Origin of the sequence: Providencia sp. PROV032 (assembly GCF_028484875.1) — a bacterium.
Lineage (GTDB): Bacteria > Pseudomonadota > Gammaproteobacteria > Enterobacterales > Enterobacteriaceae > Providencia > Providencia rettgeri_E.
On record NZ_JAMPSX010000011.1, the window covers coordinates 149,087 to 163,350 of the forward strand.

Here is a 14,264-nt window from a genome sequence, read left to right on the forward strand (position 1 = left end):
TGGACCTCTAATGATAGAATTCTATTCATCACTGTACGACTAATAACAATTTATCTATTACACTTCTCTTTTGTCCAAATATTGAGCCAATTTTATGAAACGCATTCAATTCAGTACTGCACTGATCCTTTCTTCTATCATGAGCATGTCTGTGAGTTTTGCTGATAGCGATCGCCCATTATTTTCAGTCTCTGTAAGTGAATCTGGAGTACCCCAAAATAACAGCGAAGGCGGCATTACTCGTTCTTCTACCTCAGAGTCACGAGTACTGCCGATTTGGGGCGATGAAGCCCGTGCCCGAGGGTATGATTTACCGGAACCATTTGGGGCAAGTTATGGTTATATGAATATGCGCCAAGATATTGTGGTGGATAGAATCGGGTTTATTATGCCTAAAAACCCAGATACCGCAGCTGCGCTGAGTATTGATGCTGGCCACACACGACAAAAAAGTGAAACTCACACTCTAAAGATAGACTCTTGGATTTTTCCTTTTTTAAACGTTTACGGGTTATATGGCCACACTAAAGGTAAATCACATACTACATTAAATGGTGGTAGTTTAGGTGGCTTATCCTTAGATTTTTTACTTAAAGATCAACCTTTTGATTTAGATTTTAAAGGAAAAACTTATGGTGCTGGTTTTACTTTAGCCGGAGGTTATAACGACTTTTTCACAACATTAGATTTAAACTACACCAAAACCAACCTCGATGTTTTAGATGGTGACATTAAAGCTTTAATAATTTCCCCTCGTATTGGTTATCAATTCACTTTTGATCCACTAATTGATGGGCAAGGTGATACCAAAGTTCAAATTTGGACTGGTGCCATGTACCAAGATATTACTCAACGTTTTAAAGGGAATGTAAATAAACTTGATTTACCTCCTGCATTTCAAGGTTTTATTAATGCCCTAGATGATCCAGGTATGAAATTCGATGTAAAACAACATCTTGCTCATAAATGGAATAATACTGTCGGTGCTCGTGTCGAATTTACGCGTAATTTTAATGTGCTCACTGAATTCGGTTTTAATAATCGTAATACCTTCTTTGTGTCTGGAGAATTCCGTTTTTAATGTGGCATTCGGCAATTATTCAAAGGCTGGCCTTGCTCAGCCTTTTTATTATTTTTCCTGCTAAAGCTGATTTCCTTCCCGAGCGCCAGCAAATCGATGGCTGGCTAAACGATCTCGGTGGGGAAAATAGCTTTGATGAAAGTAAAACTGTTGATTGGGGCATATTACCGGGGCCATTTTATACCCCCGAAATGGGCATTGGTATTGGCACCGCTCTGGTTGGTTTATATCGAATAGATAAAGAAGATAAACAAACCCAGCCATCTTCTATTGGATTAAGCGGTTTTGCATCGTCTACAGGTGCATTTGGCTTAAATTTTACCAATTACAATTTTATTGATAACGACCAGTGGCGGTTATTTGTTTCCGGTACCATTAACAATATTCCCACTTATTATTGGGGTAAGGGATATTCTGCAGGGAAAAACGATCACAATAAAGAAAAGTACCATTCCCAAGAGTTCCAAATAACCCCAAGAGCCTTATACCAACTGGCTGACTCTACTTATGTTGGGCTCGGTTGGAACTTTTCGTCAATCAACGCCAGCGATCCTGATGATGGCGCCAAACATTATTTCTCCAATTCAATTGGGGGTCGCTCGGTATTAAATTCAGGCATCAGTGCATATTACAGTTATGATACTCGTGATTTTTTGCCTAATGCCTACCAAGGACAAGCTTTCGAAGTGGTTTATACCTATTTTGCCCCAAATCTAGGGAGTGACACTCGTTTTCAAACCACCCAATTGCAATATGCGTACTATCATCAGTTAGCCGAAGAGACTGTTATTGCGTTCGACAATTATGCAAGGTTTTCAAGCGGAAATGTACCGTGGAACCAGCTATCATTACTCGGTAATGGTAACCGTATGCGCGGGTATTACGAAGGCCGCTATCGTGATAACAATATATTCACCAGTCAAATTGAACTTCGCCATAAACTCGATTGGCGCCATGGTATTGTGGGTTGGTTAGGAACAGGAACCATGAGTGATACGGCGTCCGAATTAGGCCAAGGGCATTGGTTACCCACCGTTGGTGTAGGCTATCGTTTTGAATTTAAACCAAGAATGAATGTCCGTTTAGACTTAGGTATCGGTCGTAACAGTACTGGGATCTACTTTCAGGTTGGGGAGGCATTCTAATGTTCAAATGGGTTACCCCAATAGGGATTGCGCTTTTATTAGCCGCCTGCCAAAGCCACGACAAACTAGAATTGCCCACTATTGAGCCAGTCGTTACCCCTTATACCGTTGAGGAGGCCTCACAAGCATGGCCTGTTATTACTTCCTTAGCCCCTCCACAAGGTTTACGGGCTTGCTGCGCTTTTGGCTACAACTTGCAAGCTGAACTATGGGGACTCCCAGTGCCGTTTTACACTATCGATAATATCGTTGAAGCGGATAGCCTTGGTGAACACCATTATAATGACAGTTTTTTAGGTGCCTCTGCTGCATTAATGGGGCTCAGTAATGAAAAAATAGGCTTACTCTATACAGATAAAAGCGGGTTTATTGATATTTCCCATGTCAGAGATACTGCAGATTATACTTTTTACTTATTTAGCCAAATTTATCCACGCCTTGGTCAACAATGGTCGCTGTCTCTTAATGAAGAGCTAGCGGATAGGCAAATACATTTCAGTGCATTTGAACCACCACAATCTGCTGAGCAGCGTTATACCCTAAGTGCCTATTTAGCTGCAAAACTAGCTTTCCAGCTTGCTGTATGGCATGAAATTGCGCAGTGGTATGGTTATCAATCTGTACCCGGCTTTTCTGAAGGGATCTCCGCATTTTCTCCTGAAGACCTGTACTCAAATTTACTCGGTTCTCGTCTGGCCTTAACCTTGATCCTACAAGGCCGAGCAAGCTCTTTAGCCACTTACTCTCAGTCTATGGAAAATATTCTTCCGCTAGCACTTCACCAGCTCGGTAGCAAAGATAGAAAAACCACGCGGAAAACATTTGATAGCGTTGATGGTTTGTGGTGGAACAGTTACCGTAGGGTACCGGAGAAATTTCTTGTTTTAACAAGAGATTACCATACAAGTGACCAACGTTATCCTTTGATGCCCCCACAAATGATGCCATCTAAAGGTTTACGTTTAACCTTGCCCGATCGCTACCTCAAATATGATTTGTCATTACTCGCGCAACTGCGCTTGCTCCCTACTGACAATATGAAGCAACTTCCCAAGCCTATCTCTTATTGGACGGTGGCAGATTTTCCACAGTTGGCGGAAGATGCGAAGCAACAAGATTTACTGCAACAAGTTTTAAAACCTTAATCAGCAGATTTGTGATATCTATGTAAATCGCTTTATCGGACTTTGTCCTAACATTACCGCACTTAGAATTTTAAGTTAAATGTCACTTTTTACTCATTTGCAGATAATAATGTTATTTCACATTTACCGCCTCGATAGACTTTAATAAAACGATGAAGACCTCATTTTGATTAAAAAACAGCCTTCTGATTGCTTATTTTTCAGACGAAATAACCCTGTAATAACTGCATGAATTGTACTCTTTTTAATCAAATTTAACTTAAGTAAAGCTCCGGCGCTACGGGAATAAACAATTTAATTTATTATTCTTCATATGAAAATATACCAATAGAAATTTTACACCATTTAAAATCAATTGATTCATAATAATGCAAAAAAGTCTACAAAATAATACAGAAGTTTCCCTAATGTCACCCGGATAAATGTAGCTCGTGAAAAATTAATCTGCTAATATTCGCTCGAATTTTGTTCAGAGATACTTAGGAGAAGCAAATGCCCTCTCGAACGATGAGGACAAACGCCGTCTTCGCTTTCTTATTTTTACTTTTATTTTCGAGCCTGAGTATGGGCTCCACCAGTACCAGCACAATGCTCAATAAAGAGTATACTAATAAAACTGTGCAACAGAATGTAAGTCAGGCTAAAACCTCACTCCCTGATTTACGCAAATACCCTTCTGGTACGCCTCGAAAGAAAGCATTTTTGAAAACGGTTGTCCCTGTTATTGAAAAAGTGAATAAACAGATTATGGCTGAACGTACTTGGTTATTATCAGTACGAGCTAACAAGAAGTGGAGCGCCCAAGAGTTGCGCCGTCTTGAACAAATCTGTAATAGCTATGGTATGAAATGTAGTAATCCAAAACGTTTAAATTGGAACAAACTATTGAGTCGTGTCGACATCATGCCAACACACTTAGTTGCAACACAAGCAGCAACAGAGTCTGGTTGGGGTACATCACAACTCGCTCTGCAAAACGGTAACTTATTTGGTATGCGCTGCGGTAGTGGCTGCCAGACCAAAAAAGGAAAGATTAAAGGCTATTCTACATATTCTTCTGTAGAAGATACCGTGACTGCTTATATGAAAAACATGAATACCCATAACGCTTATGAATCTCTACGAACTTCACGAGCAAAACAGCGTTTATCAAAAGATGAGCTGGATACGAAAAAGCTAATTAATGATATGAAAGGGTACTCAGAGTTAGGTTCAACCTATAACCGCTATTTACAAGAGATGTACGCGAGTAATGAAGAATTGATTACACAAGCTCAACAAAGAGCAGCCACTCGCATTTAATGTTGTATCACCAGGTACAAGACATAAAAAATCCACTTCGTTAAGTGGATTTTTTTTATCCCTCACAAACCGCATTGAACTTACTTTACTCATTCAACCAATTTAATTTTTAGATTTACTCTATTGCTCTAAATAGTTCGAGTGATGGCGAGGTGGCAAGAGAGGATATCCCTAGGAGCATACATAAGTATGTGACTAGGGTAGCTGAACGTAGCCAACAAAGTCACCGCTCGAAATATGACAAGCAATATTCTGATTGCATAGAAAAAGAGATCAAATATCATATACCCTAACCTTCTAACAAAATAATTAACATCTTTGAGTCTAATATGAATTTCTTCTCTTTTGAGTTTCTTGGCTCTTTCTTGATTTTTTTTCTTATTTATTGGGGTTGTCAGCCCAGTGCAAAACTACAGAATGGCTTATTAATCACTGCTAGCTATTTTTTTGTTTATTCATTTAGCCCTGACTTTGCTTATATTTTATTTAGCTACACACTGATTATTTATTTGCTTACCAATGTGGCAACTAATTGGCTTTCGAGTAGATGGATATACGGTATTCTTACCGCGGTCATTGTTGGCTTCTTTACCACCTTTAAATATTACTCATTCTTCCAAGAGACTATTCAGCAGACTCTCGACAAATTTGGTTTTAGTGTTGGTCTTCCTATATTGGAAATACTTGCACCACTTGGGCTGTCCTTTTATGTATTCCACTCAGTCAGCTATACCGTATCGGTTTGTCGAAAAGAAATTCCTAAAGCCGATTTCTTTGACGTGACATTGTATCTTGCATTTTTTCCGAGTATTGTCGCTGGGCCAATCAACCGCGCGAAGAACTTTCTTCCCCAAATACAAGCGGAAAGCCGTGAGGTTTTAGATCCTCGAAAAGCCATATTGCTTATCTCATTAGCGATAGTGAAATTGTTTTTATTTAGCTCGTACTTGTCTGAAAACTTTGTCAATCCAGTCTTTGACGCTCCCGTGGGTTACAGTGCGGGGGAGATCCTAGTAGCAACCTATGCGTATGCTTGGAATATTTACTTTAACTTTTCCGGTTATACCAACCTGGTGACAGGTATCGCGTTATTATTAGGGTTCAGAGTCCCTGTTAACTTTAACGCCCCTTATTTAGCTGCAAATTTAAAAGAGTTTTGGGCCCGTTGGCATATCAGCTTATCGACCTTTATTCGCGACTATGTTTATATTCCTCTTGGCGGTAACCGTAAAGGTTTTAGCCGTATGAACACCAATGTATTCCTTGCGATGGTCATTTCAGGATTATGGCACGGCGCAGCAATGACATTTGTAGTTTGGGGAGTCATTCATGGATTAGGGATTGTGTTACTTAATCTTAAGAATTTATGCATGGAAAAACTAGGATGGACCCAAGTGATCCCGAATAAGACATTATCAGTTTGGGTATCACGAATTATAACTTTCCATTTCGTTTGTTTTGCGTGGATTTTTTTCCGTAGCGCCTCATTTGATGATGCACTGTTAATGGTCAATCAAATCATGGCCCTTGGTTTTATCGCTTCTATTAATGCAAGCTTAGGGTTATTAGTCGCATTTTGGCTACTGCTGATTGCCTACCCTTATTTTGTACAAGGCTACCATTATGTGGCAAAAAAATACCAAACCGTTCCTTGGTATTATTACCCTATTCCACTCGCGATCATTCTAACCATTATGTTTATGCTTTCTCCTTCAGGTATGCCGGGGTTTATTTATGCTAACTTCTGAGTTTAAAAATACCCTAATCAAGGTTGGGCAGATTTTATTTATTGTCCTAATTGCTGGCCTATTATTAATTTGGTTGAATCAAAGCTCGCTAGAGCGATTTTGGCAACAAAAATATCACCAAGATACCCCATGGGCGAAAATGGCAGGTAATCCTATCTGGGATTATGGCGCTTACTTACATGATGGCGCGCTTGAGGCAGGAAGCCTATTCACTTACTACGCATCAGGACAAAAAGCGCAGGAAGACAAACAAGCCGCGGCGCTCGCACTCGCCAATAAAGATAAAAAACTCAATTTTCCCAAAGAGTTTCAAATTGGTCTTCACTTCGTAAATGGCTATATTTATCCGGCTGAAAGCTTATCGGTTACCTTCCCTGAACGGCTGAAACGACCACAAGCTTGGGAGAAAAACCAGAAAATTAGCTTTGGTGGTTTTACAATCAAGAAAGAACAGCCAATCGTGGCAAAACATATTGCCAATATCGAAAAAGGCCAACAAGTTCTGTTTACGGGGGACTCCATGATGCAAGGCGTCGCTCCACATGTTAAAAACATGCTCTTGAAAAAATATAATATCGATAGCATTAATCTAAGCAAACAAAGTACAGGGCTGGCATATCCACGCTTTTTTAATTGGCCCCAAACCATTGCCAAGGCATTGAATGATAACCCCAACATTAAGGTTTTAGTGGTTTTTTTAGGGCCTAACGACCCTTGGGATATGCCCCCACAAACGGGTTCTAAATACGTCAAATTTAAAAGTGAAAATTGGGAAAAAGTGTACCGTGAGCGGATTAATGATATAGTATCAACCGCTCGCCAGCACAATGTTGATGTTATTTGGGTTGGTCCACCTAATATGCGTAAAAATTCGCTCTCCGATGGTATGAAATTCTTAAGTAGCCTCTACCAATCTGAAGTTGAGAATAACGGTGAAATTTACTTTTCAGTCAATGATGTCTTTAAATACCAAGGCGACACCTATTCTGACTATATCGGTGATGCAAGCAGTACAATTAAATTGCGAAGTGGTGACGGGATCCATTTCAGCGGAAAAGGTCAAAAATTGATCGCTGAAAAAGTATTCTCACTCATTCATTTCGAAGAAGAGGAAGAAAAGGAACCTCATGAAACTGAACAAACTGTGTCAAGCTAAGTCCAAAATATTGGCGGGTGGCGTGATTGCGCTTTTGTCGCTGGGCTTATTGTCTTGCCAGAATACATCAGACAAAACTCGTAAAACTAGCTTGCCTAAAAGTCAGCCAGCGGTTACACAAGGACAGTTGGTCAATAACGCAGAGCCTAATTTGCCACAGTTGGCGAATAAGTTGCGCCAAGGTAACCAGCAAGTGCACATCGTCCAAATTGGTGATTCACACACTGCTGCTGACTTTTTCAGTGGCAATTTAAGAACATTGCTTCAGCAACGTTATGGTGATGCAGGCCCAGGTTTTATTCCGCCAATTTCAGTACCAGGACAACGAACAGCAACCATTAACCGTATGAGCGAAAAGAAAGAGTGGTCACTGGCTTCAAGCCGTAAAGATGAACGCTTTGATTACCCACTCGGTGGGCTAATCGCCGAGCCACAAGCCGCTAATAGCAAAGTGGTGCTCAAGCCTTTACAACCTGCGCTAGGGGCTTATCAGCTACAAACTCTATACCAAAGCACAGGTGATTCACAAATGCGTGTTGCTCCTGCGGTTTCCCCTAACGTGGCATTGCCCGCTACAGGAAATCAATGGGTATTTTCTTCCCCTGTCAATACCCAGCTTCCAGCTCAAGTTACCGTTAATAAAGGAAATGGGCTAAAAATCGGTGGATGGTTAGTGCGTTCACAAAAGCCAGGAGTTATGCTTTCCGCGCTGGGGCTCAATGGTGCAACATTGAGTATGGCAGATAAATGGCAGCCACAGTGGAGCGAAACCTTAGCACAAATGTCCCCTGACATGGTGATTTTAGCCTATGGAACCAATGAGGCTTTTAACGATACGTTAGATTTAGCCGCTTACGAGCAAAATTTGCGCGCTAAAATTCGCCTAATTCGCCAACAAATGCCAAATAGCGTTATTTTACTTGTCGGCCCGAATGATTCACTTAAATTTAATGATGCAGCAAGTTGCCAAGCTCAAATGCCAGTGAATTTAACGAGCGTGATTCAAATTCAAAAGGCGGTGGCCGCTCAAGAAAATACGTTATTTTGGGACTGGCAAGCCTTTATGGGTGGCCCTTGCTCAATTCGCACATGGGCAGCACAAGATTTAGCCCGACCAGACAATGTGCATCTCTCTGCCGAAGGTTATAAGAAGAGTGCGCAAGGGCTATATAGCCAGTTAAGCCAACTATTAAATTAATTATTGGTTTAACACACAATAAGGCAGCGGTATCTTCAATGCCCCTGCCTTTTTATTTGCACTTTTTTTATATTTATCGCCTGATCGTTGTCATTTTCCTTTGGCTTTTTTCTTACTTATCTTCTTATTATCCTAAAAATTCAATTCCGACATTAAATTTGGAATGACTATTTTAAATAAAAACAATATGTTAAAAACACAGTTCTCGGAATACTACTGACTAATTGCGAATTCATTGTTCCCTCTAAAAAACATAAAAAATCGTGACCATTAATTAAATCAATATCCCCCACATAAAATTAGTATCCCTACGTTCCTTTTAATAAACCACCGCTAACGTTGATGCTTATTAAATCAGGAGGTAATAGCAAATCGTATTTTAGCTTATACAAGCTAATGGTTTGTTATTAACAATATGGAAGCCGTGAACAATTCTTTGACACAACCAGAATAACTTTACGGTAGCAATCGTAGACAATATTTATTTAGGTTCAAAAATGTCGACTAATTTCTGTGTGAAATCGTTTCATTCTTATATTGAAACCCTATCCAATAAAATAAAAAATAGCTTTTATCTAACGCACTCACTACTATTTAAAGTGAGTTCAGGTGAAATTGAAATGCGGATAGAAGAAGGCCCATGGCAAACGCTGACAGTCTCAGATATCTGTTTTCTCCCCAAAGGATCTTCAATTGAAATAATCAATCGTGATAATCACAATCGACTGGCTATCGATGTCCTTCCAATGACCACAGATATGTTGAAATCCTTTTATCAACAGCATGCCGAATTGTTTATTAATAAGAAAAAAAACGCCTCAACAAGCCAAATTTGTTGCACTGGCTTGCATGAAAACCCGATTATTGAAGATGTATTTCACTCTGCGATTAAAGAAATTAACGCCCCTAGCAACCATAATGTAATTCATATTCATTTAAATTTTATTCTGTCATTTTTTTTATTAGTGAATGAATTTACCTCTACATTGTATGCATCAATAAATATTTCGATAAAAGACAAAGTGTATGACTTAATTTTTCATAGCGCTGGAAAACAGTGTCATACCCTAGATACTATCGCGAAAAAACTCCATATGAGCTCTTCAACCCTTAAACGAAGGCTCGCCAGTGAATATACGAATTTTTCCAAGATTAGTTTAATGTCCCGAATGAATAAAGCGATGATATTATCGAGAACGGAAAATATGCCGATGACACGTATCGCCCGAGAAGTCGGCTATGATGATGTCCCTTATTTCTTACTGGCATTTAAAAGTTTTCATTCCCAACCAAACCTTAATTACCCTCTGCTTTAATACCCGATATCTCTTCACATCATCTCCTATCGAAACTTGAGCCTCACCATTTCAGGGTAAGGCTCCGTTTGACTAAAAATAGTGATTATCAATATCTAGTGGTACCAATGTGGTATCTATCGGAGGAATATCAACATGAGTAACATCACTATTATCGGTTGGCCCTGGAGTTACGGTTGCATCTGGTAAATCAGAATAAATCGTAATACTCCCTTTAACCTGTGCCTGATTTCCAGCCTGATCATATACATTGACTTCATAGTCATAGATGCCATCCTTTAATGGGCTATCCATCGAGATTTCCCATCGGCCCACTTCATTTGATTTTTGCTGATAGGTTTGATTATCAATCGTCAGAAATACCATGGTATCTGCCTCTGTTACACCACTGAACTTTGGCATATTGATACTGGTAATTTCATCCTGTTTATCCGCTGTATTCGTTGAGTCATCTAAATTCCCACTCAATTCAGGTGATTTAGTATCTATGATGACTTGCCCTGTTTTTACCGCGCTATGACCGACTTTATCCTTCACCTTAATAAGGTAATCATAAGCGCCATCACTCAGAGCCTCTGTTACAGGAATTGTCCATACCCCTTTTTCATTGGCGCTCTCTTGGTATGTTTTTTGGTTGATAGTGATCTCAACCAATGCATTAGGTTCTGTTATTCCACTGAATTTTGGGTGATTATGGTTAGTTACGCCATCATTTAATAAACCTGAGTCAGTCATTGGATCTAGGCCGTATTCCGTTATCTCAGGGGGCGTCGTGTCAACGGTCACTGTTCCGGTTAAACGTTGTGTACCAATGTTACCCGCAATATCCGTTACCTCAATTAGATAATGATAATCATCATCTTTTAGTGCATCAGGTAAAGTAAACGCCCACTCACCGCGTTCGTTCATCTTAATATCGGTATAAACCCGTTGACCAATCGTTAACCGTACATGAGTTTCAGGCTCTGCAATTCCTGCAAAAGTCAGGTTAGAGACATCGGTTAAAATATCCTGTTGAGTCGTCAAGCTAACAGGGTTTACAACACCGCCAATCAGGTAGTCAGGCGCTAATGTATCAATCACCAATTGCCCTGAAACTTGGCCTTTAATCCCCTGAATCTTATCATTTGCAAAAATAACATACTCATGAAGACCATCACTCAATTCAATATCAACAGGGAGCGTCCATTCGCCTTTCTCATTGGCAGTAGCGACAAACGTTAAAGAAACTTTGTTATCAAAAACCAATCGAATTTCCGCATTTGGTTCAGTAATTCCACTAAATATGGGCTTATTGATATTGGTACAGTTATCGCCCTTAGCACCGGAGTCTAAATCGGGATCGAGCTCCCCTGTCACTGAGGCAACTGTGTTTACAACAAAGTTATCGGATACTTTGTGCTGGTTTATTTGTCCAAGCACATCTTTAGCTTCTATTTCATAAAAGTATGTGCCATCAGCAAGTGACTTTTCTGCAGGTAATGTAAACTGCCAGTTCCCTTCATGATCAGCAGTCGTATGGTAAATATTTCCATTGATCGTCAAACTGACGTCTGCATTGGCTTTAGTTTCTCCGCTAAACGTGGGTTGGCTACTATTCAAGACATTAGTCCCATTCAGCATCTCATTCACTTCCCCAGTTAATTCTGGAGGCGTAATGTCATACACCAAATCAAACTCAAACTGCGTTTCACGATTAACTAAATCCTTTGCCGTAACCGATAGTTTAATATTTTCACCATCCTGAATACCGACAGGGACAATATCATTGGGTAATTGTATTTGCCAAATCCCCTGATTATTGGCTTTTGCCGTACCCAGTATTTTTCCATTTATATCTTTAATGGTAACCAGACTGGCAACACTTGTTGTCCCCATCAGTGTTAGGTCATTTTGGTTGAAAAGTAGTTTGCCGTCTTTTTCAGAAATAAGTTGTTTACCATTCACGCCAAATTCAATACTTGGAGAGACATTACCAGACTCATCACTGAGCACTTTAATTATCACCTCATGTTCAGTTTTATTACCTGCGATATCAAAAGCCGTTATTTTTGCCACATGCTCACCGTCAGGTAAGGCTAATTCATTAGCAAACACCGTTTTAGAACCATTGTATTTATTTTGTAGCTTATTATGCCGCGTTGTTTTTCCATTCACGCTGATCAGGTAATAATCCATGTTTCCATGATAAGTGAAAACCAATTTAGGATCCGCGACATTCGCAACTTTTGTGCCTGCATGAAGCTGCTTATCAACAATCTCGAAGCCATTAAATACGGGTTCTGTCGTGAGTATATTGAGAGTTGTTTGTCCTACTGAAACAGTGCCATCATCTTGAACAAAAGTAATATGGTATGCGCCATCCCCTTTAATAGGCACTTCGAAACGCCACTCTCCTTTCTCATTTGCTTGAATAGGATAATTATGACCATTTACTTTCGCTGTGATCGTGCCACCGGCTGTTATTTTACCCTTATAAACAGGTTTCTTATGATTGGTGTAGTGGTTACCGATTTGGCCAGAATCCGTATCCGGGTCAAGGTAAAACTTAAAGTCACTGATAAATACAGAAGAAGAAAACTCCCTTACCGAACCATAAACATCTTTAAATTTAAGCGTATAGGGAACTTCTCCTAGTGGAAGTTGAACATCATCGGGGACCTTAAAACTCCATGAAGTTCTGCTTTTACCAAAATCTACTGAGTAGTTTTTCCCGCCAATAAAAATGGTTCCTTTAAGTTCATCCCTATCAGACGATCCTGAGATCCCCCCTTGTAACTTCGGTGAACGACTTGAACTCAGTAAATTATCAACTTCTCCTGTGCTACTCGACTCTGCAGCCACTTGAAAACCCACCTTTAAAACACTGTCCTTTATTTGAATGCCTTTTTCCTCAATCGCCTTTTCTACCGTCAACCCAGCTGGAGACGTAGCGATTAATGACATATGATCAAGGTCATAACGGCGATCTTCTTTAAGGAAACCTGAAGGTAAGCGAAAAGACCAATTTCCATCTTTATCAATATCGGTGATGGAAAAAATATGCTCATCTTTCTTACTTAATCTAAATTTAAATTTTAAACTTGCACCCGGGGTTACCTTTCCTGTGAATGTTGCTTCTAAGTCATTCGTCGATTTCTCACCATAGAATTTACCTTTCGTCCAAGGTGAAGCCAGAGCTGCATCCGTTATCTCTGGTGGATTTGCATTAATTATCAGTGTACCTATTCTTTCAAATTGGTTATCTGCCGCATCCGTAACGGTAATTTTATAATCACCCGTAAAGTTTTTTGGTAATTCATTGGAAAGCTTTAAGCTCCATTTGCCATTATTATCGATAGTCGTTGGAATCGACTCATTATTTAATTCCAATATGACTTTACACCCCGGCTCTCCTTTTCCCGTAAATACAGGGTTGCGATGTGCAGTAATAAAGTTTCCTTTCGTTCCAGTATCCGTTTCTGTACTTAATTCAATCGTGGACACCGGAGCAGTGGTATCAATAAATATATTTCCAGAGATATCTGTTGTTTGTCCATTTACTGGGTGTTCAGCCGTTACAAGGTACTGGCTATTTCCTTCCGCTAGCTCTTTGACTTGAATTTCCCAGTTACCAGTCACTTTATCAGCCACAGCCGGAAAACTTTCATTCCCGATCACCAGTGTAATGTTAGCCCCTGCAGTAGCAACTCCGGTAAACTTAGGCGCTTTGATATTGGTGATATAGTCACCTTTCTTTCCACTATCATACGCCGCACCTAATGTAGCGATAAGCGTCGGAAGCTCCGCATTCCCCCCCTCTAATGAGGGAGGTAGGTACGTAAAGCTCTGATTAATTGTATTTTGGTTACCTGCGGCATCTTCTGCGACAACCTTGTAGTGGTTATCCTTACCGACATCCGCATCGACATCAAAAGTCAGAGACCATTTTCCTTGGTTATCTGCATAAACCGTTTTAATTTTCCCTTTAAACTCAGCAGTAATTTTACTTTCAGGGTCGGAGGTACCACTAATTTGAGGACGTTTTAGGTTAGTTATCAAAGCATTCGAATTCTCTTGGCTTGCCAGATCTAAGCCTGCGTTCAGGGCGACGTGGCTATCTACGGTAAATTGCCCCTTAGAGGCTCCGGTATTTCCAAGGGTGTCTGTCACTTTAACCTGATAATCATACAT

9 protein-coding genes are annotated in these 14,264 nt (G+C 40.0%); 8 read left to right on the forward strand and 1 reads right to left on the reverse strand.

What is annotated here, in order from left to right; genetic code table 11:
• Positions 1-94 precede the first annotated feature (94 nt).
• From PSF42_RS10475 to PSF42_RS10510, 8 genes are all read left to right on the forward strand, one after another.
• Positions 95-1,081, forward strand: coding sequence for a hypothetical protein (locus tag PSF42_RS10475; RefSeq protein ID WP_272679984.1), 987 nt, complete (start codon positions 95-97; stop codon positions 1,079-1,081).
• A complete protein-coding gene (locus PSF42_RS10480) occupies positions 1,081-2,226 on the forward strand; it encodes a BamA/TamA family outer membrane protein (RefSeq protein WP_213914412.1) in 1,146 nt (381 codons plus the stop codon). Before PSF42_RS10475 ends, PSF42_RS10480 begins: the two co-directional genes overlap by 1 nt.
• The gene (locus PSF42_RS10485; protein ID WP_272679985.1) at positions 2,226-3,371 is read left to right on the forward strand and encodes a DUF4056 domain-containing protein; all 1,146 of its coding nucleotides are present in this window, start codon (positions 2,226-2,228) and stop codon (positions 3,369-3,371) included. Before PSF42_RS10480 ends, PSF42_RS10485 begins: the two co-directional genes overlap by 1 nt.
• Before the next feature lie 492 nt (positions 3,372-3,863).
• Entirely contained in the window at positions 3,864-4,673 is an 810-nt protein-coding gene (locus PSF42_RS10490; protein ID WP_125895244.1) for a protein bax, read from the forward strand.
• Between the two features lie 329 nt (positions 4,674-5,002).
• The gene (locus PSF42_RS10495; protein WP_272679986.1) at positions 5,003-6,421 is read left to right on the forward strand and encodes an MBOAT family O-acyltransferase; all 1,419 of its coding nucleotides are present in this window, start codon (positions 5,003-5,005) and stop codon (positions 6,419-6,421) included.
• Entirely contained in the window at positions 6,408-7,577 is a 1,170-nt protein-coding gene (locus PSF42_RS10500; RefSeq protein WP_125895239.1) for an SGNH/GDSL hydrolase family protein, read from the forward strand. The genes PSF42_RS10495 and PSF42_RS10500 overlap by 14 nt, the downstream gene beginning before the upstream one ends.
• On the forward strand, positions 7,549-8,775 hold the full coding sequence (locus tag PSF42_RS10505) for an SGNH/GDSL hydrolase family protein (RefSeq protein ID WP_125895237.1): 1,227 nt from the start codon (positions 7,549-7,551) through the stop codon (positions 8,773-8,775). Before PSF42_RS10500 ends, PSF42_RS10505 begins: the two co-directional genes overlap by 29 nt.
• Before the next feature lie 497 nt (positions 8,776-9,272).
• On the forward strand, positions 9,273-10,091 hold the full coding sequence (locus PSF42_RS10510; RefSeq protein WP_125895235.1) for a helix-turn-helix domain-containing protein: 819 nt from the start codon (positions 9,273-9,275) through the stop codon (positions 10,089-10,091).
• 72 nt (positions 10,092-10,163) lie between these two features.
• Here PSF42_RS10510 and PSF42_RS10515 read toward each other — a convergent pair.
• A partial coding sequence (locus PSF42_RS10515; RefSeq protein ID WP_272679987.1) for an Ig-like domain-containing protein occupies positions 10,164-14,264 on the reverse strand: 4,101 nt, incomplete at its 5' end.

Excerpts from the sequence above, each read along its gene's own strand:
- PSF42_RS10485 (WP_272679985.1), top strand. The coding sequence starts at position 2,226 with ATGTTCAAATGGGTTACCCCAATAGGGATTGCGCTTTTATTAGCCGCC.
- PSF42_RS10480 (WP_213914412.1), top strand. The coding sequence starts at position 1,081 with ATGTGGCATTCGGCAATTATTCAAAGGCTGGCCTTGCTCAGCCTTTTT.
- PSF42_RS10490 (WP_125895244.1), top strand. The coding sequence starts at position 3,864 with ATGCCCTCTCGAACGATGAGGACAAACGCCGTCTTCGCTTTCTTATTT.
- PSF42_RS10500 (WP_125895239.1), top strand. The coding sequence starts at position 6,408 with ATGCTAACTTCTGAGTTTAAAAATACCCTAATCAAGGTTGGGCAGATT.
- PSF42_RS10495 (WP_272679986.1), top strand. The coding sequence starts at position 5,003 with ATGAATTTCTTCTCTTTTGAGTTTCTTGGCTCTTTCTTGATTTTTTTT.
- PSF42_RS10505 (WP_125895237.1), top strand. The coding sequence starts at position 7,549 with ATGAAACTGAACAAACTGTGTCAAGCTAAGTCCAAAATATTGGCGGGT.
- PSF42_RS10475 (WP_272679984.1), top strand. The coding sequence starts at position 95 with ATGAAACGCATTCAATTCAGTACTGCACTGATCCTTTCTTCTATCATG.
- PSF42_RS10510 (WP_125895235.1), top strand. The coding sequence starts at position 9,273 with ATGTCGACTAATTTCTGTGTGAAATCGTTTCATTCTTATATTGAAACC.